This window comes from Planococcus sp. S3-L1, from assembly GCF_030063085.1.
GTDB lineage: Bacteria > Bacillota > Bacilli > Bacillales_A > Planococcaceae > Planococcus > Planococcus kocurii.
On sequence record NZ_JASISN010000024.1, the window covers coordinates 1 to 23,591 of the forward strand.

General features: G+C 41.1%; 23 protein-coding genes and 1 riboswitch. Of the genes, 5 read left to right on the plus strand and 18 right to left on the minus strand.

Annotated features, from left to right (window positions below; genetic code table 11):
* Window positions 1-146 precede the first annotated feature (146 nt).
* The 3 genes from QMF37_RS15965 to QMF37_RS15975 form a co-directional block, all read right to left on the minus strand.
* Window positions 147-629 (minus strand): DinB family protein, encoded by a 483-nt coding sequence (locus tag QMF37_RS15965; protein ID WP_071153271.1) that lies wholly within the window; start codon window positions 627-629, stop codon window positions 147-149.
* Window positions 630-714: 85 nt separating this feature from the next.
* Window positions 715-1,263 (minus strand): GNAT family N-acetyltransferase, encoded by a 549-nt coding sequence (locus tag QMF37_RS15970; RefSeq protein WP_058386027.1) that lies wholly within the window; start codon window positions 1,261-1,263, stop codon window positions 715-717.
* A gap of 1 nt (window position 1,264) precedes the next feature.
* Entirely contained in the window at window positions 1,265-3,064 is a 1,800-nt protein-coding gene (locus QMF37_RS15975) for a M3 family oligoendopeptidase (protein ID WP_283478856.1), read from the minus strand.
* A 194-nt stretch (window positions 3,065-3,258) separates the two neighbouring features.
* Between QMF37_RS15975 and QMF37_RS15980 the strand changes: the two genes are divergently transcribed.
* Window positions 3,259-3,990, plus strand: coding sequence for a TspO/MBR family protein (locus QMF37_RS15980; RefSeq protein ID WP_078080210.1), 732 nt, complete (start codon window positions 3,259-3,261; stop codon window positions 3,988-3,990).
* A gap of 107 nt (window positions 3,991-4,097) precedes the next feature.
* Here QMF37_RS15980 and map read toward each other — a convergent pair whose 3' ends face one another.
* Together map and thiT are read right to left on the minus strand one after the other, a co-directional pair.
* Entirely contained in the window at window positions 4,098-4,850 is a 753-nt protein-coding gene (map, locus tag QMF37_RS15985) for a type I methionyl aminopeptidase (RefSeq protein ID WP_058386030.1), read from the minus strand.
* Window positions 4,851-4,984: 134 nt separating this feature from the next.
* Window positions 4,985-5,560, minus strand: coding sequence for an energy-coupled thiamine transporter ThiT (gene thiT / locus QMF37_RS15990; RefSeq protein WP_071153269.1), 576 nt, complete (start codon window positions 5,558-5,560; stop codon window positions 4,985-4,987).
* A gap of 96 nt (window positions 5,561-5,656) precedes the next feature.
* A riboswitch (TPP riboswitch) is annotated at window positions 5,657-5,754 on the minus strand.
* 148 nt (window positions 5,755-5,902) lie between these two features.
* Here thiT and QMF37_RS15995 point away from each other — a divergent pair.
* Window positions 5,903-6,976, plus strand: a complete 1,074-nt coding sequence (locus tag QMF37_RS15995; RefSeq protein ID WP_071153268.1) for a M20 family metallopeptidase — start codon at window positions 5,903-5,905, stop codon at window positions 6,974-6,976.
* A 65-nt stretch (window positions 6,977-7,041) separates the two neighbouring features.
* The gene (locus tag QMF37_RS16000; RefSeq protein WP_169793159.1) at window positions 7,042-7,179 is read left to right on the plus strand and encodes a hypothetical protein; all 138 of its coding nucleotides are present in this window, start codon (window positions 7,042-7,044) and stop codon (window positions 7,177-7,179) included.
* Window positions 7,180-7,301: 122 nt separating this feature from the next.
* Here the strand turns inward: QMF37_RS16000 and QMF37_RS16005 are convergent, their stop codons facing one another.
* The 4 genes from QMF37_RS16005 to QMF37_RS16020 form a co-directional block, all read right to left on the minus strand.
* Window positions 7,302-8,213, minus strand: coding sequence for an SGNH/GDSL hydrolase family protein (locus tag QMF37_RS16005; protein WP_283478857.1), 912 nt, complete (start codon window positions 8,211-8,213; stop codon window positions 7,302-7,304).
* Between the two features lie 12 nt (window positions 8,214-8,225).
* Entirely contained in the window at window positions 8,226-9,455 is a 1,230-nt protein-coding gene (locus QMF37_RS16010) for an aminopeptidase (protein WP_283478859.1), read from the minus strand.
* Window positions 9,452-10,612, minus strand: coding sequence for a DEAD/DEAH box helicase (locus QMF37_RS16015; protein ID WP_071153265.1), 1,161 nt, complete (start codon window positions 10,610-10,612; stop codon window positions 9,452-9,454). Before QMF37_RS16015 ends, QMF37_RS16010 begins: the two co-directional genes overlap by 4 nt.
* A 173-nt stretch (window positions 10,613-10,785) precedes the next feature.
* Window positions 10,786-12,255: an MDR family MFS transporter gene (locus QMF37_RS16020; protein ID WP_071153264.1), complete on the minus strand. Its 1,470-nt coding sequence runs from the start codon at window positions 12,253-12,255 to the stop codon at window positions 10,786-10,788.
* Between the two features lie 168 nt (window positions 12,256-12,423).
* On the opposite strand from QMF37_RS16020, the gene QMF37_RS16025 reads away from it, so the two are divergent.
* Entirely contained in the window at window positions 12,424-13,284 is an 861-nt protein-coding gene (locus tag QMF37_RS16025; RefSeq protein WP_071153263.1) for a TetR/AcrR family transcriptional regulator, read from the plus strand.
* Between the two features lie 290 nt (window positions 13,285-13,574).
* Here QMF37_RS16025 and fbpA read toward each other — a convergent pair whose 3' ends face one another.
* The 5 genes from fbpA to QMF37_RS16045 all read right to left on the minus strand — a co-directional run bounded on the left by fbpA (window position 13,575) and on the right by QMF37_RS16045 (window position 17,808).
* Window positions 13,575-13,739 (minus strand): Fur-regulated basic protein FbpA, encoded by a 165-nt coding sequence (fbpA, locus tag QMF37_RS16030; RefSeq protein WP_143039503.1) that lies wholly within the window; start codon window positions 13,737-13,739, stop codon window positions 13,575-13,577.
* Between the two features lie 133 nt (window positions 13,740-13,872).
* Entirely contained in the window at window positions 13,873-15,237 is a 1,365-nt protein-coding gene (gene rlmD, locus QMF37_RS16035; RefSeq protein ID WP_071153262.1) for a 23S rRNA (uracil(1939)-C(5))-methyltransferase RlmD, read from the minus strand.
* Window positions 15,238-15,310: 73 nt separating this feature from the next.
* Window positions 15,311-15,421 (minus strand): cytochrome bd oxidase small subunit CydS family protein, encoded by a 111-nt coding sequence (cydS, locus tag QMF37_RS18315; protein WP_410477416.1) that lies wholly within the window; start codon window positions 15,419-15,421, stop codon window positions 15,311-15,313.
* Between the two features lie 15 nt (window positions 15,422-15,436).
* Window positions 15,437-16,465, minus strand: a complete 1,029-nt coding sequence (locus QMF37_RS16040; RefSeq protein ID WP_058386039.1) for a cytochrome d ubiquinol oxidase subunit II — start codon at window positions 16,463-16,465, stop codon at window positions 15,437-15,439.
* Window positions 16,462-17,808: a cytochrome ubiquinol oxidase subunit I gene (locus QMF37_RS16045; RefSeq protein ID WP_058386040.1), complete on the minus strand. Its 1,347-nt coding sequence runs from the start codon at window positions 17,806-17,808 to the stop codon at window positions 16,462-16,464. The genes QMF37_RS16040 and QMF37_RS16045 overlap by 4 nt, the downstream gene beginning before the upstream one ends.
* A 203-nt stretch (window positions 17,809-18,011) precedes the next feature.
* On the opposite strand from QMF37_RS16045, the gene QMF37_RS16050 reads away from it, so the two are divergent.
* Window positions 18,012-18,440, plus strand: a complete 429-nt coding sequence (locus tag QMF37_RS16050) for an NUDIX hydrolase (protein WP_071153261.1) — start codon at window positions 18,012-18,014, stop codon at window positions 18,438-18,440.
* A gap of 199 nt (window positions 18,441-18,639) precedes the next feature.
* On the opposite strand, the gene QMF37_RS16055 is transcribed toward QMF37_RS16050, so the two are convergent.
* From QMF37_RS16055 to gatA, 4 genes are all read right to left on the minus strand, one after another.
* The gene (locus QMF37_RS16055) at window positions 18,640-19,554 is read right to left on the minus strand and encodes a diacylglycerol kinase (protein WP_058386042.1); all 915 of its coding nucleotides are present in this window, start codon (window positions 19,552-19,554) and stop codon (window positions 18,640-18,642) included.
* Window positions 19,555-19,643: 89 nt separating this feature from the next.
* Entirely contained in the window at window positions 19,644-20,204 is a 561-nt protein-coding gene (locus QMF37_RS16060; RefSeq protein WP_071153260.1) for a thioredoxin family protein, read from the minus strand.
* 472 nt (window positions 20,205-20,676) lie between these two features.
* Window positions 20,677-22,107 carry an Asp-tRNA(Asn)/Glu-tRNA(Gln) amidotransferase subunit GatB gene (gene gatB / locus QMF37_RS16065; protein WP_071153259.1) on the minus strand — a complete coding sequence of 477 codons (1,431 nt, stop codon included), beginning with the start codon at window positions 22,105-22,107 and terminating at the stop codon, window positions 20,677-20,679.
* Window positions 22,104-23,573, minus strand: a complete 1,470-nt coding sequence (gene gatA / locus QMF37_RS16070; protein WP_071153258.1) for an Asp-tRNA(Asn)/Glu-tRNA(Gln) amidotransferase subunit GatA — start codon at window positions 23,571-23,573, stop codon at window positions 22,104-22,106. The genes gatB and gatA overlap by 4 nt, the downstream gene beginning before the upstream one ends.
* Window positions 23,574-23,591 lie beyond the last annotated feature (18 nt).

Consider the following 23,591-nt stretch of genomic DNA (forward strand, 5'->3'; position numbering starts at 1 on the left):
GCAGTGCAAAACATCAAAAAAATGACCCTTCTGCTAAGCAGAAGGGTCTAAAAACTTCACGTTCTTTTGTTTCTTGACCAATCCACTGAGAAGATAATCGATAAAACCTTAGTTTCTCAACAAGCTGGAAAACCGCTGAGAGTTTCTCAGCGGTTTTGTTTTTGGTAATAGATGTAATCAAGCGCTATGCCTTCTTTCCCGAATTGCCGTAGCAAAGACGTTACCTGCCCCCTGTGATAGCTAGCATGATTAACAAAAGTGAATAACATTTCTTCTCTAGTTGTGGAAAAATCATCTCCGCGCATATTTCGATAATGGAGCGTTTCTTGCCACTTCGCTTCAGGTAAAGAGGCGAAAAATAATTCCATTTCAGCATGAAGCAACATAAAACTTTCTGCTGCTTGTTCCGTTGTTTCTACATCGAAATGTTCAAATGTCGGATTCGCTACACCTGACATTCGAAGCAACCACAGTTTTTCCACGCCTAAAACATGCTCTGTTGTTTCTTGAATCGAAGCAAAAGAATTGATTCCTTCTTTTTTATAAAGTTCTTCGCCTAAATCTCTAACGTGTTGCAGGCAGGCTAATGTGGCCCATTTGTGATAAGAGAACATTTTGTCTTTGTTCAATTTGCACACCTCTCTCTACCGCTACTCACGATTCAAACCAACGTCGCGTATCTTTCCACCATTTTTTATAGGTGGCCTTGCCCTTTCAAAATTCTTCCTCGATTACTGAATAATAAAAATGGTCTTTCCACTCACCATTTATATAGAGAAAACTCTTCAACAAGCCTTCTTGTCGAAAACCCGTTTTCTCCAACACGCGAATAGAGCCCACATTATCCGGAGAAACATAAGCTTCGACTCGGTGAAGACGAAGCTGTTCAAAACCAAAGACCGTCATTAAGTTGACTGCTTCTGTAGCAATCCCTTTACCGACATACACCTTATCAATCGAATACCCGATCAAAGCACTTAAAAAAGGCATCCGTTTCACGCTGTACACGGAGATGTGTCCAATCAACTTATTGGTATTGTGTTCAAAGATCCCAACGCTATATTCTCGATTTTCTCTCGCTTGATAAATCGATTCCCGAATTTTTTCTCGCTGAACGCTCGCTGAGAAATAGCTGTCTCGATGACGTGGTTCGTAGACAGACCAGTATTCCCGGTTACGAAGCAGCAATTGCACCATTTCCTCTGCATCTTCAACCGCTAAACTGCGCAGATAGCATGTCTGCCCTTCAAAAAGCAAGTTCACACTAGGCCTCAGTAGATGTTAGTGAAATGAATTCCTTGGCATCTTGAACACATAAGGCAATTCCTTTTTCCCAAAACGCCTGTTGTGTAATATCTTCGCCTAAATGCTTCATCGCTAAGTCTTCTGCTGACATTACCGCTGTATCACGAAGTAAAGCCATGTACTTTCCTTCAAAACTATCCCCTTCTTCTAAAGCTTTTGCGTATACGCTCAAAGAGAATAAATAACCAAAGGTGTAAGGGAAATTGTAAAAAGGTACTTGGGTAATATAAAAATGCAATTTGGATGCCCAGAAATGTGGATGCGTTGACGCCAATCCGCCCGCAAATCCTTCTGTTTGAGCCTGCTCCATTAATTCATTTAATCTAGCTGCAGGAACAACACCATTTTTACGTTCTTCATAAAAACGAGTTTCAAAAAGGAAGCGCGAATGAATGTTCATGAAGAAAGCAACACTACGCTGAACTTTATCTTCTAGCAACGCAATTTTCTCTTCATTGGACTTGGCATTTTTCACAGCTGCATCTGCCACAATCATTTCCGCAAATGTAGACGCTGTTTCTGCGACATTCATAGCATACGAACGGTTTAACGCGTGAACTGGACGAAGAGCGAAAGAATGAAATGCATGCCCAAGTTCATGAGCCAAAGTTGCCACATTAGACATCGAGCCACTATAAGTCATGAAAATACGCGATTCTTCACCTAATGGCAAGCTTGTACAAAATCCGCCAGGTCGTTTGTTCGGACGATCTTCTGCTTCGATCCAGCCATTTTCAAATGCTTGCTGTGCGAATTGCTCTAGTTCCGGACCAAATTTTCCAAATTGCTTAAGGATAAATTCTGCTCCTTCTTGATAAGAAAACTGTTGCGTACTTTCCGTTACTGGTGCATCCACGTCATACCAATCCAGTCCGTCTTTTCCAAGTAGTTTTCCTTTTTGGTTTAAATAATCAACAAAAGGCTGTTTGTTTTTACTAATAGCTCTCCACATCGCATCTAAGGTTTCTTGCTTCATGCGATTAATGTGTAAGGGTTCTTGAAGGGGATTGTCCCATCCACGTTTTTTATACGTTTCCAAACGAAAGCCACCAATGGAATTCAAGGTTTTGGCAAAGAATTCTTCTTTCTCTGTCCATGCTTCCTCTAATTTTTGGTAGGACTCTTTTCGAACTGCTGCATCTTTATGAGAACTCAGATTATTCGCTTGTCCTACCGATAATGACTTCTCTTCGCCGTCCACTGTGACTGTAACGTTAATTTCGCCAACTAGCATATCGTATAATTGGCCCCAGCTGTGATACCCGTCAATACTTAACGCGGTAATCAAGCCTTCCTCTTTTTCAGAAAGTAACATTTTTGCCTCGTCACGCCACTCGTTTAAGACAAATGTAAATTTACGTAAAGACTCTTCGTTTAATAGTTCGTTCCATATGCCATCCTCGGTCTTTACTAAATCTTGTTGGATTTTCTGAAAAGAGTTTTGGAAACGCGCAGATAAGGTCGAAGCTTCACTTTCTAAAATACCTGCTTTTTTATCTTGTGTATTTTGTGCCATCAAACAGCCAATAAATGAACCTGCTTGACTGAGATGGCGCATTACACGGCTCATTTGTTCAAGCAAGTCAGCAACTTTTGGTGCATCTTCTTTCGTCGTTAGTACTTCAAACTTTTGGACGTGCGCTTCAAATTCAGAGAGTTTGTTTACTGCCTCGTCCATATGTAGCCGCAATTCCCGCGATTCACTTCCTCCTGGAAATAGCGTGTCCAAATCCCATTGTTCTGGATAGGTAACTGTCATAATTTCTCCTCCTGATAAACTAAATTTTCTAAAAACACTTCTTTAGTATATCATTTTTCTTTCCGAAACCGGAACAATATTTCACTCTTCAAGCTAATACTTCACCTTATCGACATGTTTAGGGATTTTTTTGGAAAAGGTTAATTGTTGATTGAAACGACGACAGGTATACTAAAATGAAGGAGGGATTCTGCATGATTCGTATTTTACTTATGACAATTTCTTTTATTGCTGTCGTTGTCATGAATACTTTGGCAAATACCTTGCCGTTAAACGATCAAACTACAGGTGACGTGTCTAACCGACTGTTAGTGTTGTTTACACCAGCCGGTTACGTATTTTCAATTTGGTCCATCATCTATCTTTTGCTGGCTGTTTGGATTGTTGCTTTCTGGATACGTTTAAGAAAAGGACAGACCCCTTCACACAAGATCACTTTGTTTTTTGTCTTAAGCTGCCTGTTCAATATAAGTTGGCTCTTGTTATGGCATTATGAATTTTTTGCCTGGTCCATTGTTGCCATGCTTGGCTACTTGATAGCATTGATTGCTCTTTACCTGCAATATGGAAATTCGGAAAGATCGTTTACTGAACGGCTGCCTATTTCAATCAATATGGGATGGATTAGTGTAGCCACTATTGCCAACATCAGTTTCGTCTTAACTTTTTACAATTGGAGCGGTTGGGGATTGAGCGATCAGCTGTGGACAGTTATTATGTTGACAGTCGCGACTGCAATCGCTTTGCATATTCGGTTTCATCATATGGATATTCCTTTCGCTTTGGTCTTTATATGGGCGTTCATTGGAATTGCTGTTAAACACGGCACAGACGAAATGTTAGTAACAACCGCATCTCTTTTCTTGAGCGGCGTTATCTTAACCGGTATTTTGCTCATAAAAAAAAGAACGGCACCTACTCAATAAATCTGCGAGAGACTCGATTAGAGCGAGCTTGTCTGCAGATTTTTTGCATTCACATTCAACTAACATAAAAAAGAGATTCGGCTATTCCACCGAATCTCTTTTTTATGTTAGCTGTTTAGTTTAGTCAATAAAATCGGTTCACCTTTTGTTACCAATACAGTATGCTCGATTTGCGCGACCAATGATTGATCCGGTGTTATAAATGTCCAGCCATCACCTGACTCGATAATGTGCTCGGCTTTTTGAGAGATAAAGGGCTCTACTGCAAGTACCATGCCTTCTTTTAAAATCGTCGTCTCCCAAGCATCGTAATAATTTAAAATATGTTGGGGCGCTTCGTGAAGTGATTTACCAATGCCATGTCCAGTCAAGTTTTTGATGACGAACAAACCTTGCTCTTTCGCTTCACGTTCAACAGCCTTACCAATTTGGTTGAGTTTTGCACCGGCTTTGACTTTCGTCATCGCGCGGTCAAATGCCGAAGCAGCTGCTTCACAGATTTTTTCTTTTTCAGCATGTCCTTCGCCTACAACAAATGAAATTCCTGTATCAGAGAAGAATCCTTCATATGACCCCGAAACATCGATATTCACAATATCTCCATCTTGGATGACACGGCTACCTGGAATACCATGAGCCACTTCTTCGTTGACGCTGATACATGTATACCCAGGAAAATCATATTCTGATTTTGGACCGGAAACGCCACCCAGCTCCTCAAATAATTGACCGCCCAGTTCGTCGATTTCTTTTGTCGTGACTCCAGCTTTTGTGGCAGCTTTCATCGCTTCCCGAATTTCAGCCACCATTTGGCCAGCTTTTTTTAACATTTCAATCTCTTTTTCATTAGTTGCTATCATCAATGACCCTTCTTTCAAGCTTTTCTATTCAAGAATTATACCACAAAATTAAAAGGGATTCTCTTCTACAGGTCTAACTAGTCCTGAATCCAAAGATTGAAAAGAAGGCTGTCAAAAGACAGCCTTCTACCATTTCAAGCTTCTGCATCTACCAATTTCGGTGCAGCCGCAAAAAGTGCAGCACAGACAAAAGCAGCAAGCAAGAATACCGGTATCATGTAAGTTGCATTATAGATGACCGAATAGATGATCACATTGCCTTCAGCAAACATGCCGAAGAACAAAATACCTGTAATAACATGGACCAAGTAGCGCAACACAGAAGCGATTAGCACTCCCACTACTATAGCCGTTATCATTTTACCCGTTTGCTTAGCTTGCGCATGTTGCATATACTTTGCACGCATAATGCCTGCTACCCCAACAACTCCATACGCTAAAATATAATCCAGCAAGACCTGCATGACAACAAACCCAAACGATAATGGGGTGACAGAGATAAATCCAGAAACGATTTGCAGGAGCCCGACTAAAATCCCAGTTAGAATTCCGGCACCTGCACCTCTTCTAAAAGCAATTAAAACAATTGGAATCATTACCAAGCTGACCGAGCCGCCTTGTGGCATCCGGAAAGAAATGAAATCCAACACAAATCCAAGAGCCGCGAAAATTGCAATTTCTGTCATCAACAATACTTTTTTATTTCTCATGACTTCCTCCTTAGGTGTTGTGTACATCACCAGAAGGGTCGTGAATAAAACCATATTAAAAACGACGTCAGGACAGAGCCTGGCGTCGTTGTAAGAGCCGGTTTCCATCCACATCCCTGCGCAAGTGTTAACTTACAGGTTCAAAGGGTAAGAACAAATGTTCACTCTCAGCAAAAGCTCCCCTTGTGGTGTATACAACTATATTAACAGTCACCTGTATTGTACACAACGCTGTTCTTTTATGCAACATCGTTTTAAGATGATGTGATAGGGTAAAGATGAGAATAGTTACGATACTTGAAAGGTGGTGGAGGCAGCCGGGATATTAGGCTTGCCAAAAGGATGATTGAATTGTTAAAAGAATTGATAAAGATTCAAAGTGATACCAAAGAGGGTGCCAACAAAGCTCTTCTTTTCTGTGCCGATTGGCTAAAAACCAAAGGAGAATCCGTGAAGGTTCATGACAATAAAGGCTACTTGATGTTGACAGCTGTTAAAGGGCAAGGAGAAGAGACGATTGTCTGGAATGGTCACGTTGATGTAGTTCCGGGTCATAAAGAGCAATTTGTACCTGTTGAAGAAGGAGATCGACTTTATGGGCGAGGCGCTGCTGACATGAAAGCCGGAGTTGCAGCCATGATGCAGGCGTTTGTCGAACTCGACAGTTCCCTCGTAACTCGCGAAGTGCAGTTACATATTGTCACTGATGAAGAAATTGGCGGACGCCATACATCCAAGTGGCTCGTCGAACAAGGATTCCACGGTGATTTTGTCATTTGCGGAGAACCTACCGGATTAAAAGTCGGACTTCAATCTAAAGGGATTTTGAGAATGGATATGGTTTTTAAAGGCAAACCTGCTCATGGTAGTCGTCCATGGGAAGGAATTAACGCCATTGAATCTGCGATGAAATTCCATCTGGCCGTCGCCGATTTACCGTTCCGAAAAGAATCCACCGAATATTACGAGCAACCTTCTGTCAATCTGCCCATCATCAAAGCAGGAGAACGCTATAATGTCGTTCCTGAGGTTTGTGAAATGTCTTACGATATCCGTTTTATGCCAGGACAGCAAAAAGAAGAAATCGTTCGACAATTGGTGGACTTGGCTGAGACTTTGAACGTTACTATGGATTATAAAGCTTCGGGATCTACACCTCCTCTAACAACTACAAAAGACAATCCATTTATTCAAAGCTTGCAAAAAGCAATTACAGCTACTACACAACAACAAGCTGTTTTGTTTGGTCAGCACGGCGCAGCCGACACACGTTATTATGCAGCCGTAAACGGCGGTGAAGGTGCCATTGAATTTGGACCAAGTGGTGACGACTGGCATGGCAATGCGGAATATGTAACGATTTCAAGTGTTCACGCATACAAAAACATCTTGCTGGCACATGCGCAACTGACGTAAGAGGTTTGCATCATAGAGAACTCGGGAAAACAACAATCACTACGATTATGAATGGAGAGATTTAAATGGCAATTGGAAGACTACTGAAATCTGCAATCAAATATGGCCCTATAGCATATCCCATTATTCGCAAAGTATTAAACAAAAGAAAACAAGGCAAAGCAGGTCAATCTCCTACTAAACAGCCTACTAAAAAACGCTAATAAAAAACGTTCTGGCATATATGCCGGAACGTTTTTTATTAGCATGAAACAGCTACTCTTCTTACATAAAAAAGTGAACCTCTCAGTATTTAGAGAAAAGTGAATATGCATTTTCGCACATTTTAAACGTAAGGAATTTCTTGCTGTAAAGCCAAGTACCCTGTTTTGTTTTGATCAGAAGGTCGCTTCGCCGTTTCTTCAGCTTCGCTATCTTTTGGTGTCTTCTGTTCTTGCTGTTCTTGTGCTTCTATAATTTCCTCAAAAGACAGTGGGTTTGCTGGTGGCAGTTCAGAATTTTCTATGGTCCACGCTTCTTGATAGTTTTCGAAAAATGCGTTTGCCATCGCCTGGTAACCAATTACGTTCGGATGAACATCGGCTGGATTTGGAATTTTATCCACGCCGTTTGCACCAAATGGTTGGTCTACTGACACAAAAATAGCACCCGCTTTTTCAGCTGACAATCGAAGAATTTCATTAAGTCGATCCAGTTGTTTGGACGTGCCATTTTTTTGACTTTCACGGACGTGAGGGTATGCAAAATAATAGCCCATCACATAAACAGTGGCATCTGGAGATTTTTCGGTAAGCTCAGATAAGATTAAGTCCATATTTTTTCTTGCTCCATTGAGCGCAAAATCTACTTGACGTTGTTGAAAAGTCAAAGAACCTTGTTTCGAGTCGTTTTGTACTAAACGCAACAGATCATTTGCTCCAGCTGATATCGTTATCAGATTAGCTGACCCAAGCACTTTTTCCGCCTCATCTGTTTGTATACTGTCTAACACATCAGCCGTTGTAAATCCAGGAAATGCCAAATCTTTCGAGTAAAAGGCCACGGGTTGATTGCGTGTTAGTTCTTGATGGATCAAATCGGTATAACCCGTATCTATTTGTTGATTGGGTGTTTGTCCTGCTGCTAGTGAATCCCCGATTGCCACATACGCGGCAGGGATTTGTATCGCTGCTTGCGCAGAGGCCGTTCCACTAAACAATAGAAAACCAGTCATTGCTGCCATCCAATACTTCTTCATCTCCATCACCTCTTAGAATGCCCAGTTTCCGTTTCGGAAGATAGGCTCTTTTGAACCATCAATCGTGATGCCATCAATATTCATGTGCTCACTGCCTATCATGAAATCTTCATGGACAATTGACGTGTTAAGGCCGATAGCTGCTAGTTGATTGCGCTCTAAATCGCGTGCACCTTCGTAGCAAGTAGGATAAGAATCACCAATCGCTAAATGATTTGAAGCATTTTCATCGAATAAGGTATTGTAAAACAGAATATTCGAATCGGAAATTGGAGAATGAAATGGCACTAATGCCACTTCTCCCAAATAAGCTGCCCCTTCGTCGGCGCTAATCATTTCGTCTAGAAGTTCTTGTCCTGTTGCTGCTTTGGCCTGAACAATTTTCCCTTTTTCAAAAGTCAGTGTAAATCCATCAATCACATTTCCCTGGTAGACCAGTGGCTTTGTGTTCTGAACGATGCCATCTACTCCATGCTTTAACGGAACGGTGTAAACTTCTTCGGTCGGCATATTCGCAATAAATGGATTTCCTTGAGGCGTTTTTGACGCACCAGACATCCAAATGTGCTTGTCTGGAAGTTCAATAGTTAAATTCGTTCCAGGTGCACTATACTGCAATTTCACGTAACGTTTATCGTTTAATTGCGTAGCTCGTTTCTCTAACAAGGCGATGTGGTTTTTCCAAGCTTCCACTGCATTGCCTTCACCGATTCGTACAGTTTTGAAAATAGCTTGCCATAAAGACTCCATTTGTTGTTCAGCCGGCAAGTTGGGAAACACTTTTTGTGCCCATTTTGAGGACGGAATTGCAACAATCGACCATGCTACTTTATCCGTTCCAACTGCTTGACGATAGCGCTCTAACGCTGTTCCTGAAGCTTTTTGCCAATCGGCCAAACGTTTTGCTGGAATTCCAGTTAGCAAGTCCGGATCTTCCGCATCAATCCACAGGAAAGCCCCACCCGTATTAACAACTTCATCTCGCTGTAAGACAGACCATTCTGGATATTCTTTAAATGTGTCATCAGGAGCTAATTCAAAATGCGTTCGTGTCAATACCGGATCTTCGTAGTTAACCTGTACACGTTTAGCACCTGCTTCATAAGCTTTTCTAACGACAATCCGCGTAAATTCAAGCGTGTCAATTGTTGTATTAATGACGACCAATTGTCCTTTTTGAACATTTAATCCGACATAAACCGTTAATTCAGCGTATTGTTCAAGCTTTTCATGAAAATTCATCGCTTATTCCCCTTCGCGGCAATGGTTTTGCTAGATCCTTCGATTAACTTACCACCATGAACAATTTTTTGAACAGGCTTAGAAGGCAATTCTTTCGTGAATTTTTTATAATGACGTTCATCAGCATACGCCAACAAAGTCAATACTTCACCATCAGCCCCAGCTCTTCCGGTTCTCCCTGAACGATGTAAGTATTGCTCAACGGTTTGTGGAACATCGACGTGAACCACGTGCGTCACCAAATCGATATCCAATCCACGTGCCGCTACTTCTGTTGCAATCAAAACGGCGACTTCCCCTTTACGAAAAGCATCTAATGCTTTTTTGCGTTCATCTTTTTTCATTTCAGAATGCAATGTGACGATTTTCGCGTCACGGAATTTCAATTTATTTTCCTTCATTAGCAACTGATCTAAGTTATTCACAAACGCTAATGCTTTCATGTCTGGAATATGCGAAATGCTGCGCAGCAATTCCGTTTTATCACGTTCATCCACTTTGATGAATGAATGCGTCACTTTACCAAACATTGGTAAATCTGCAGCTGTTACTTGCAGACGCGTTGGATGTTGCATTAACCGTTCGGCAACTACTTCTATTTCTTCTGTAATGGTCGCAGACACAAGAACCAATTGGCGGTCATGTTGCGTTTTTTCAATCAAGTCTTTCATAATCCCACGGTGCTCACGCGCCATTAACTGATCGCCTTCATCCAATACCAACATACGGATTTCATGCATTTTCAATTTTTTCGTTTTCACTAATTCATTTAGACGTCCCGGAGTTCCAACTACAATCGTTGGCTTTTTCTTTAGCTTTTCTAATTGACGCTGCATATTTGCACCACCAATCAACTGCGTAACGGTTACGTCTGTTCCTTCTGTCCACTCACGTAAGACATTAACGATTTGCATAGACAATTCCTGCGATGGCGCAACGATCATTGCTTGTATCGCTGGTTTTTCTGGATTTACTCGTTCTAATATCGGCAAGACATATGCCAAAGTTTTACCAGAACCTGTGGGAGATTCTGCTACGATATCATTGCCTGCTAACATTTCTGGAATCATCTGGTCTTGAATCGGCATTGCCGCTTCAAATCCAGCCTTCTCCCATTTCTCTTGCCATATTGGACTTAGTTCTTTTATAAAAGTCATTTGCGATTCCACCTTTTTTTCAATGCTTTTAGTGTACCATATTTGCTGTTTTATCGCCTTTTTGAAACTGGAAAAGTGTAAGCCTCCGTAGCATCCAATCACGATCAAAGTGCAGTCATTTCTATTTTCTTAAATTCAAAAAGCCAGCCCGGATACCGGACTGGCTCAGTCGATTATTCAGTTGCTTCTTTTCGTCTGTAAACAATTTCTTTTTCGGCTTCAGTGACTGGTCGAACAGGCTTTTTAATAAAGAAAGCCAGTATCAATGATACGAGCGCGATAAAAGTAGAAACGAAAAACGCGAAGTTAATGCCGTCAAGCATGGCTAAGTTCAAAATACTCTCCGGAGAAGTTCCACTTGCCGCCAATTCTTTCGCTGACGATTCGGTGCGTGTGTTCATGATGGTAATTAAGAAAGCTGATCCAACAGCCCCTGCCACTTGCTGCAACGTATTATTGATTGCTGTTCCGTGAGGATAAGATTTTATCGGCAAGGTATTCAAACCGTTGGTCATAACCGGCATCATAACCATTGAAATACCAAACATCCGCAATGTGTAAATTACCATAATACTGACGTAACTAGAGTCTAAGCTCAATTGGCTAAACATATACGTCGTTAAAACAACTAATGACAACCCAGGAATGGCCAACACTTTAGCGCCAAAACGGTCGAAAAGTCGGCCAGTAATCGGCGACATAAAGCCCATAATTAAAGCGCCCGGCAACATTAACAACCCCGAGTTAATCGGTGAAATTCCTTTGATGGTTTGGATATAAATCGGCATTAAAATCATTGCTGAGAACATAGACATGGAAAGAGAAATTGAAATAGCAGATGATAAAGCAAACATCGGATATTTATAAATTCGAATTTCCAGTAAAGGCTCATCTAATTTTAATTGGCGGAACCCGAAAACAATTAAAGATATCACACCTATTGCGATTGTCACTATGACAGTGGCATTGGTCCAGCCGAGCGTTCCGGCTGAACTGAACCCGTATAAAACACCGCCGAATCCTAAACTTGAAAGAGCCAACGAAGCTTTATCAAGTGATATATCTCTATTTTGGAATGTTAGGTTCTTTAATTTGAATATCCCTAAAGTAAGAGGAACTAGTGCGATCGGTAAGACAATCCAAAAGAGAACACGCCATGAGTAATGCTCGACGATAAATCCAGAAAGAGTTGGGCCAATTGCAGGTGCAACGACCATAACCAGTCCGAATATCCCCATCGCAGATCCTCGTTTTTCAACAGGAAAAGCAGCAAGCATAACGTTCATTAATAATGGCATCATCAATGCTGCCCCAGAAGCTTGGACCATTCTGCCGATTAGCAGAATGCTAAATGTTGGCGATATTGCCGCCAATAACGTGCCGAGTGCAAATAATGACATCGCCACAATGAAAATCGAACGATTGGAATAGCGCTGAATGAAAAAAGCACTAGCAGGAATCAAAATCCCGTTAACTAGCATATAGCCTGTAACTAACCATTGTGCTGTAGAAGCGGCTATATTTAAATCGATCATAATTTCAGGCAATGCAATGTTCAACAAAGTCTGATTAAAAATCGCTACGAACGCGCCGGTAAAGAGAATGGCAATAATGCCATAAGGTGGTTTTTTCTGTTCTGTCATATTTTCATTTCCTCCATACATCTTACGCTTTTTCTATTTCTTCATTTGATTATTCTATACCGGTTGTATATTTTTTTCAAGTCAAATGTTTTATTCATCTTAAATCATTGATTTGAAAGCATTTTTAACTTATTATAAAGATAGACTAACGGTATAAAGGTGAGGTATATGAACCCGAAAAAACAGCAAATTTTAAGCGCAGCCTACAAGCTGTTCATCAATAAAGGCTATAACCCCTCTTCTATCCAAGACATACTCGATGATGCTGGCGTGTCTAAAGGAACTTTCTACAACTATTTCGGTTCCAAATCTGAGTGTCTTATGGCAATCATGGAATCTATTGGCAGTGAAATTCGCCAGCAACGATTAGCCGCAGCACTTGGAATGCTAACCAACGATCCAGAGGTTCTGGCAGAGCAACTGTCTATTCGCATCAAGCTGAACCTTGAAAAAAATCTATTTTCTCTCTACGAAAGCATCTTTTATTCACAAGATCCGGAACTAAAAGCATTTTCCATTAAACAATACACGTTAGAAATGGAATGGATTTCTTCACGAATCGTAGATGTTTTTGGCAAAGAAGCAGCTCCTTACGCATTAGAAAATGCGGCTTTTGTCCACGGCTATGTACAGCAACTGATTCATTTATGGCGTCTCGTTTCTGTGGAGGAATTACCGGCAGAAAAACTCTCTTCTTTTGTCGTCCGCCGCTTACAAGCAACGATAACTCTTCAAATAGCAGCGAAAGACCATTTTATTGGCAAGCTCAAATTACCAATCGCCACTTTAGCAGATCACGTTAGCATTGAAGAACTTGCTATGCTATTAGAAGCTTATGCTCGAAACTTAAAAGATCATGCCAACACACAGCAATTAGTGCAGTTTCTAGCAACAGAACTCGCCACAGAAGCGCCGAGAAAAGCGTTAATTGAAAGTGTCCTAACGACTTTAGCTAATGACAAACGGATCGAAGCTGAACTGTCGATACTCATAGAACAAGTATGGAAGCATTTAGACGAGTTGGCATAAAAAAAGCGAAGCCACAACTGGCTTCGCTTTTTTTCGACATTTGCTTTTGTGTGCATTTCATTACTAGTAGCTATATTATCTGCTAGCAAAATGGGGAGCCCATGCAAATGTGAAATCGTTTCTTTGTACATTAAAACTGATTTTTTCTGAAGTTAAGTTATCAGCTGTCAGTTCTTGCTATATTTCGGCAATCGGCAGTTCAACAAATCGACTCTTGCGATAGGTTGCTAATTTTTCATCACACATGAACATGGCTCCTACTTTGTATCAACCATTGAAAAAAGCCAGAATCAACCGGCTTTTTCATTGTCTGTATAAGTTTTCATTAATTCATAAAGTGAAGTTTCATATAATTGTCTGCCATTGATCTTAAATACATTTTGTTCGACTAACCCTTGAATGATGGTTTCACGTTTATCTGTGAATTTTGACTCGGGCACTTGTTTCATTTTCATCGTTATCTCCTTCTGGAAGTATTCTTTTATCTTTACCCTATGATTTATCTCTTTAAAACCTGTAACTCAGTAAAGTTGTGTCAAAAATAAAAAAAGAGTTTAATCAGCGCGTTTCGCCAATTAAACTCTTTTTTTATTTTTCTAGCTCTAGCCAAGCCACTGCTTCACAATGCGTTGTCTGTGGGAACATATCAACAGGCTGTACTTCTTTTGTGCGGTAGCCACCATCTTCTAATATGCGCAAGTCACGCGCAAGTGTAGCCGGGTTACACGATACATAAACAACACGCGATGGACGCTGCTTGAGAATAGTCCGTAGCAACTGCTCATCACAGCCTTTACGTGGTGGATCGACCACTAAAACATCCGCCTGCTTGCCTTCTTTGTACCAGCGCGGAATCACTTGTTCGGCAGGTCCTGCTTCAAATAAAGTATTCGTTAAACCATTTAGTTCAGCGTTGCGTTTAGCATCTTCAATCGCTTGAGGAACAATTTCTACACCCATAACAAATTTAGCTTGCTTTGCAAGGAACAGAGAAATCGTCCCAATGCCACAATACGCATCAATGACGGTCTCCTGTCCCGTTAATTGAGCGTATTCAAGCGCTTGACCGTAAAGAATTTCTGTTTGTATCGGGTTGATTTGATAAAAAGAGCGTGCTGAAATTTCAAAACGAACGTTACCGATCCGATCTTCAATCACATCTTTGCCCCAAAGCGTTACGGTTTCGTCACCAAAAATAACATTGGTTTTTTCATGGTTGATGTTTTGGACAATCGATGTCACTTCTGGAACAGTTGCTTGAATCAATTCAATTGCTCGTGCTGAATGAGCAAATTTCTTTTTCTTAGTGACTAAAACGACCATAATTTCTCCAGTCGCTCGAGCTTTCCGAACTACTACGTGGCGAAGCATACCGCGGTGTGTGGCTTCTTCGTAAGGTTCAATGCCTATTTCCACTAAGTTGTTTTTCAAAGCGACCATAATCGCATCTGCTTCAGGTGTTTGAATCAAACATGTATCCGTATCTGCAATGTCATGAGAACGCGGCTGATAAAATCCAGCGACCACTTTGCCGTCTTGTGTACCAAAAGGAATTTGAGATTTATTGCGGTAGCGCCACGGATCTTCCATACCTTTAACTGGATGTACCGGCACATCTGGTAATTTACCGATACGCGTAATCGCGTCCCGCACTAATTTTCGTTTAAAAGTCATCTGTCCTTCGTAGGACAAGTGCTGAATTTGACAGCCTCCACATGTATCAAACACTGGACACGGAGCTGTAACACGAAAAGGTGAAGCTTGCTGTATTTCGATTAGCTTTGCAAAGCCATAAGATTTCAAGGTTTTTAACACATGGACCGAGACATCTTCTCCTGGCAAAGCGCCTGGGATAAACAGCGGATAGCCATCAACTTTTGCTACGCCTGCACCGTCATGTGTCAAATCTTCTACATGGACCGTTAGTCGATCGTTTTTGTTTACTGGTTTCAAAAAAATTCACTCCATTTCACATCTACTTATCATACAACAAAAAAACGCGTCAGGCAAAAGCCTGTACGCGTTCCTAATTTTTTTCTTTTCTAGCGGGACCATCTTTCAGAGAGAACCAGAAACCAAAAATAATGGCTCCGAACAACACTAGAAATGGTGCATAAAATATCATGAAATCCTGCATGAATAATGCCTCCTCTTATGCGTGGTAATCTGATTTGCCTTCAACGTAATCCTTATCGAACAAGAACAGACGGAACAACAAGTAAAGCGATGGCAACAACAAGAACAGCCCTGCGATAAATGCAATGATCAAAGCAATCGCCATGGCTTCATTAGTAAAGCTGTCATATATCGTCAAATACGGATACAGCAAGTACGGGTAATGGGATGCACCATACGCGAAGAATGCTGTAAAGAACTGCCCCATTAATAAAATAAAAGCCCAACCATAATGACGCTTTTTCCAAATTAGGTAAACCGTTCCAGCAAACAATAAGAACGACAATGCGAATGCCCACCATAAATCAAGAATGCGAGCGTAATGCTCTGGATTGTGGCCACGCAGTTCGTAAATAATCCCGGTTGCAGTAACGATTGCGGGAGCTGCCCAAACGAGCGCATATTTACGCATCAAATCAGTCGCTTTCGCATCACCAGCTTTCGATGAGTACCAAGTTAAAAATACCGACGAAATATAAAGAACTGCTGTTAAACTCAAAACGACAATACTCCACATTAACGGACTGGTGAACAATGCCCAGTAATCCAAGTAAGGCTGGCCATTATCAAGTTGGATAAAGCCACCTTCAGACATGGCAAGAACTGGTGATAATGCCGCTGGTAACAACAGCCCAGACAACCCATACATATAGATATAACCTCTATGATTGATTTTTGCTCCGTAAGTCGCAAAAGCGTAATAGGAACCTCGAATCGCCAGCAGTATCAATGCTAGACTAGCTGGAACTAATAAGGTTGTACCGTAGTAAAAAGCGGTTTGCGGGAAAAATCCGATAATCCCAACAAAGAAGAAAACAAAGAATACGTTGGTAACTTCCCAAACTGGTGACAAGTAGCGCTGAATAACCCCTGTCAAAATATGTTGCTTGCCAACAAACGAGCTATAGGCATTAAAGAAGCCGGCGCCGAAGTCAATCGACGCCACAATGACGTATAGAAACAGAAACAACCATAAAACAGAAATCCCAATAATTTCTAGAGTCATTCTTCTTCACCGCCTTTGCCATTTTCACGTGCTGCTAATTCTTTTTCAACGGGGTTGCGTCTATACATTCTTGAAAGAACAACAACCGTCCCGATTCCTAGAATCAAATACAAGCCAGCAAACAAAACAATCATCAAGTCCACATGACCACTAGTAGTTGCAGCTTCATCAATCTTCATATGACCTCGAAGAATCCAAGGCTGGCGTCCTACTTCTGTAAACCACCATCCTGCTTCAATAGCCACGAGTGCCAAAGGACCTCCTGCTACTGTTAGCCAACGGAACCATTTTGTCCGTATAAACGACCAGTTACGCCAAGCCGCCACAACATAGACAAAGGAGAAGAAGGCTAGCCACATCCCAATAGTGACCATCGTATCAAAAAGATAGTGAATCCATAATGGTGGAATTTCGTCCTCTGGGAACTCATTAAGACCTGTTACTTCAGCAAATGGATTACTGTGCGCCAGTATGCTTAAAGCATACGGAATCTTAATGGCGTACTTCACTTCTTCACCATCTAGAACTCCAAACATGACCAAACCAGCATCTTCTTCGGTTTCAAAATGCCACTCAGCAGCTGCCAATTTTTCCGGCTGATACTCTGCCAAATACTTACCAGAAAAATCACCAATTAAAGCCGTAGCGACAGAAAATACCAATGCTAATTTCATCGTCAAGAACAAAGCTTTTTTGTGATAAATATGCGTAGAGCCACGTAACATTCGGAAAGCCGCAATAGAAGCCAGTAAAAATGCGCTGGTCATGAAAGCTGTCGCCATAACGTGCGCTACTTTTGTCGGTACTGCAGGACTAAACATCGCCAGCAGCGGGCTGACGTTAACCATTTCACCATTTAGTATCTCAAAGCCCTGTGGTTGGTTCATAAAGGCGTTGACAATGGTGATAAAAACGGACGATGCGGCTGCACCGAGTGCAACCGGAATCAGTAGCAGAAAATGCTTCCGCTGATCTTCAAAGCGATCCCATGTATAAAGGTAAATCCCGAGGAAAATTGCCTCGAAGAAAAACGCAAAAACTTCCATAAACAATGGCAACGCAATGACGTTCCCTGCTAATTGCATAAAATTCGGCCACAGCAGCGATAACTGCAAGCCGATCGCTGTACCGGTTACAACTCCTACAGCTACGGTTATAACAAAGCCTCTTGCCCAACGGCGAGCCATCAAAATATAATGTTCATCTTTTTTCTTAATCCCCACCCACTGGGCGATCATAATCATGAGTGGTACCCCTACGCCGATTGTTGCGTAGAGAATATGGAATGATAAAGTCAAAAGCGTTAGAATACGACTCAGAAAAGCTGGATCTTGGAATTCCAATCTACTCGTCTCCTTTTTTCAAACATGTAATTTACTGTTTCCTTAGTTCCTATTGTACATCAAACGCACTTGCCAAAACTCTTCCTAAGCCTTGGTATCACAGCCAACTTTGAATAAGCTGTGACAAAAACGAAGTAAAAAGAATTGAAATTTTTCTCAATTTTTAGTATTCTATAAAGAACAAAGAAAAAGGGTGATTCATCATGAGAACAAAACGGAAAGTATTTGCTTATATCACAAGAGGCGATGATGAAAATCGTGAATTGCTTGTATTCGAATACAAAGGAGAACCAGAAGTTGGCCTGCAAGTTCCAGGTGGCACAATCGAAGACGGCGAACTATTGATCGATGCATTATACCGAGAAGTAAAAGAGGAAACAGGCTTGCCACGTGAAGTTCTTGACTTTGTAGGGAAAATCCACAAGTATACGTATTATCCTGAACATCAGGATAAGGCATACGAACGGAATATTTTTCAATTTGAATATACCGGAGAACCTATTGAATTTTTTGAACACATGATTAAAAGCCAGGGCCGTGATAACGGCATGACGTTGTTATTCCGCTGGGAATCGATTAAAAATCTGCCGCAGCTTGCAGCAGAACAAGACAAAGCAATCGAACTACTTTAGAATGTCACAAGATAGTAACTAGCAAACGGGGCTGTCCCAAAAAGTCATGAACAATGACTTTTTGAGTACGGCTTCTTTTGTTTCTGAAAATGTACACCGAGTTCTATATTCTTGACAGCAATCCAAAAAACAGACGGTGGAAAAAGAACTCTTTTTCCACCGTCTGTTTTATTTTAGAGACTTACCGGACGACTTATTTTTATTTACGGTCTTTTTCGTTCAATGAATCAATCGGCACATACATCTCAATATGACTAGCTAAGTTTTCGAATACAGCTGGCAGTAACCCACCATACTCTCCATCTAAATTGAGTAATACTCGTTCTTCTGTCGTTACTGTAATTTTGCTGGCTTTAGCATAAATTACATGAGAGTCCGATAAATGTTCACCCCGAAGAGCTAAAGAGGCAACACGGATAAACTCAGCCATATTGAGCTCTTTTAAAATTAATAACGTAAACTTCCCGTCGTTAATACTAGCATCAGGCGCTAATTTTTCAAATCCTCCAACCGAATTAGTCAATCCGATCAAAAACATCATGGCACTGTCATCAAAAACTTGACCATCGTATTCAATCCGAACACGTGAAGATCGAATCGAAGGCAGCATCTCGATGCCTTTTAAATAATAAGCCATTTGACCGAGAACTGTTTTTAACTTGCTTGGAACTTCATACGTTAGCTCCGTCAGCCTGCCGCCCCCTGCAATGTTAATAAAATACCGATCACCATTCATTAACCCTATATCCACAGGAATTGAATCACCTTTAAGAATAATATCAACAGCTTTTGTTATATCGCGTGGAATATGAACAGCGCGAGCAAAGTCATTGGTCGTTCCCATTGGAATAAGACCCACTTTGGGACGATTTTCAAAAGGAGCGATTCCTGAAACAACTTCGTTTAAGGTACCGTCTCCACCCACAGCGATTACTAAATCAAACTTCCGCTCTACAGCAAAAGCTGCAGCTTGAATGGCATCGCCTTCACAAGTTGTCGCGTGACAAGATGTTTCGTAGCCCGCTTTTTCCATTTTTTCTAGCACTTCAGGCAAGTGTTTTCGGAATAACTCACGGCCGGAAGTTGGATTGTATATAATGCGTGCACGTTTCATGAGATTCAGCCTTTCTGGACTTTCTGTAAAGATCGACAAAACATTTTCTAGGTAAGCAGTTATAGGTTTTCTAAAAATAGATCATTCATTTATGTTAGTGCTTTTTGAAATGCTTGACGTAAGTCTTCATAAACGATTTGCCAAAAACCATTGTTATATACAAATCCATCTGAAATCTCACCAATAACGGTCTTCAAGTGATGCTCGTATTGGGGATCATCTTTATCCGGAAGTACCGATTTCTTTTCATCGACAAAGTTTTGAACTTTAGGAGCTCGTGGACCCCAAGTACCCAGAACCTTGCCGTCTTCTGAGAGAATAATGTATTTGGGAATTGAACGTCCACCATTGGTTAAATAACGATCCATCAATTCGAGATGTTCATCACGGTATACGCAATGAACCTCTAAATGAACCGCATCTGTGATTTTTCGCAGGATGGCATTATTCATCATCGCATCGCCACACCAATCTTCAGTAATAACCAAAATATGAGGTTGCTTTTCTTTTAGCAACGCCATAAATTCCGTGTCTTCTGGAAGGTTAAACTTCTCATAGATGCTATAGGACTTTTGCTGATTCGACTCCATTTGAGCCATATAACTTTCCAAAGTAATGCCAGCTTCAAAATACTGCTGCTCCGTCATCATACAATCACGTCTCCCTCTTCCTACTTTCTACTAAACAGCCGGTTCCTCTCGAATTAGAAGGTTCATTCACATGAATTCAGTTGAAATTACAAAATACATCAAGCACATGCTATTGATCCAAACTTATCTTTACTACCAGTTTACTGTTATGTAGCAAAGTCTTCAAGGCTTAGGTGAAGAAATGCTGATTTACAGCGGTGTAAGTCACCACTAATTAACGGTCAACTTAAAGACGTCTAAAGTTTAACTTAGTTTCACTAAGCATAAAATTAACTTTTACCTGCAATTCTCCTAACTAAAAGCAACCGGTTCCAGCACGAAGCGCGTCCATCGGCTAAACGAAGCTAAAGACAAACGGCTTTTTCTTAGCTTTAGCGAGAGCAATGCTCAAAGTGGCCGGTATTGCTTTAACTTTACCCAACCCATAAAAAAGGATGATCCATAATGGACCATCCTTTTTTATGGGTAAAGCTTATCTTTTAGCAATTTCTTCAAGAAGAATTTTATTAAGCAATGGCGGATTTGCTTGCCCTTTAGTTTGTTTCATGATTTGCCCGACAAGGAAACCAATTGCTCGATCTTTACCGTTTTTAAAGTCTTCAATCGATTGTGGATTATTGTCAAGAGCTGCTGTAACGAATTCACGCAATGTGTTCTCATCAGAGATCTGAACAAGTCCTTTCGCTTTAACGATATCGTTCGCGTCGCCGCCTTTTTCAATCAATTCCTTAAAGACTTTCTTCGCAATTTTAGATGAAATGGTGCCATCTGAAATCAATTTGATCATACCAGCCAAACCTTCTGGTGTTAATTCCGTATCTTCAAGTTCTTTTTGCTCAGCGTTCAAGTAAGCAGATACTTCGCCCATCAACCAGTTAGATGACAGTTTCGCATCGGCACCAGCAGTTACTGTCGCTTCAAAGAAATCCGAAATTGGTTTTGCTAGTGTCAGAACCATAGCGTCATAAGAAGACATGCCTAGCTCTGAAACATAACGAGCTTTTCGTGCATCTGGCAATTCTGGAATTTCTGAACGAACGCGTTCTAGCCAAGCATCATCAATAACGATATCGACAAGATCAGGTTCAGGGAAGTAGCGATAATCGTCAGATCCTTCTTTAATGCGCATCAACAAGGTTTTTCCTGTGGATTCGTCGTAACGACGTGTTTCTTGCTCGATAATCCCACCGGACAATAACACTTGCTCTTGACGAACTTGCTCATGCTCAATCCCTTTACGAACAAAGTTGAACGAGTTTAAGTTTTTCAATTCGGTTTTTGTGCCAAATTGTTCTTGACCAAACGGACGAAGCGAAATGTTCGCGTCGCAACGCAATGATCCTTCTTCCATGCGTACATCAGAAACGCCTGTGTACTGAATAATGGCTTTGATTTTTTCAAGATACGCATACGCTTCATCAGCTGTACGAATATCTGGCTCAGAAACAATTTCGATTAATGGTGTGCCTTGACGGTTAAAGTCAACCAATGAATGGCCTTTGCCCGTGTGCGTTAGTTTCCCTGCATCTTCTTCCATATGAAGACGGGTAATGCCAATCCGTTTTTTCTCGCCTTTTACTTCAATTTCAATCCAGCCATGCTCACCGATTGGCTGATCAAATTGTGAAATTTGATAAGCTTTCGGGTTATCTGGATAAAAATAGTTTTTGCGATCAAATTTCGTGTGGCGCGTAATTTCGCAGTTTAATGCAAGTGCCGCTCTCATTGCCCAGTCCACTGCTGTTTTATTCACTACTGGTAAAACACCTGGATAGCCAAGGTCAATGACGTTCGTATTGGTATTTGGTTCCGCACCAAAATGAGCCGGTGCTGGAGAAAACATTTTAGATTCTGTTTTTAGTTCAACGTGGACTTCAAGTCCGATAATTGTTTCAAAATTCATTGTGCTGCTCCCTCCCATGTCTGAGGAGTTTTTTTATGGAAATCCGTTGCTTGTTCATATACATCTGCAACGCGATAAACGGTTTCTTCGTCGAAGTGCTTCCCGATAATTTGCAAGCCTAGTGGTAGACCATTTTCAAATCCACAAGGTATTGAAATGGCTGGTACACCTGCTAAGTTAACTGGAATTGTTAAAATATCGTTTGCATACATTGTTAATGGATCGTCAATGATTTCACCAATTTTAAATGCTGGTGTTGGCGTTGTTGGACCAACGATGACATCGTATTTTTCAAATGCATCATCAAAGTCTTTTTTGATCAAGGTCCGAACTTTTTGTGCTTTTTTGTAGTAAGCATCGTAGTAACCTGAGCTTAGTGCATACGTTCCAAGCATGATGCGGCGTTTGACTTCATCGCCAAATCCTTCAGAGCGCGTGTTCATGTAAAACTCAAGAAGACTTCCTGCTTTTTCTGTGCGGTAGCCATAGCGAATACCGTCAAAGCGTGACAAATTTGATGATGCTTCAGAAGAAGCAAGAATGTAATAAGTTGCTAATGCGTATTTTGAATGAGGCAGTGAAATTTCTTCACAAATTGCGCCTCGTTCTTCAAGCACTTTCAAAGCATCAAGAACAGCTTGTTTTGCTGCTTCGCCAACACCTTCAGCAAAATATTCTTTTGGAACACCGATGCGAAGACCTGTAATGTCACCCGTCAATGCCGCAGTGAAATCTGGAACTTCAACATTAGCAGAAGTTGAATCTTTGTCGTCATATCCCGAAATCGCATTTAACAGGAGTGCGTTGTCTTTTACAGTTCGTGTAATTGGACCGATTTGATCTAACGATGAAGCATAAGCAATCAACCCAAAACGCGAAATTCGTCCGTAAGTAGGCTTCATGCCAACTACGCCACAAAAAGCAGCAGGTTGACGAATTGAGCCACCCGTATCTGATCCTAGCGAAAACGGAACTTGTCCTGACGCAACTGCAGCAGCAGACCCGCCTGAAGAACCACCCGGAACAGTTTCAAGATTCCATGGGTTTTTTGTTTTTTTGTAATACGAGTTTTCGTTAGACGAACCCATTGCAAATTCATCCATATTTAATTTTCCGACGGTCACCATTCCAGCAGCTTTTAATTTGTCTACGACTGTTGCATCGTAGATTGGATTAAACCCTTCTAAAATACGGCTAGAAGCCGTTGTTTCAAGACCTTCTGTGACAATATTGTCTTTTACTCCGATAGGCAAACCAAATAAAGGTCCACGTTCAGCAAAAGGCACACTATCCATTTCTTTTGCAAGTTGTGTTGCGCGTTCTTTGTTTAACGCAAGAAATGCATCTACTTTGGGTTCAAGAGCTTCGATGCGTTCAAATGCTTTTTCAGTCATTTCAGCAATCGTTATTTCTTTTGTATGTATCATTTCTTGCAATTGTGCAGCTGTTTTTTCTACCAATGACATCTTTAGTGCCTCCTTCCG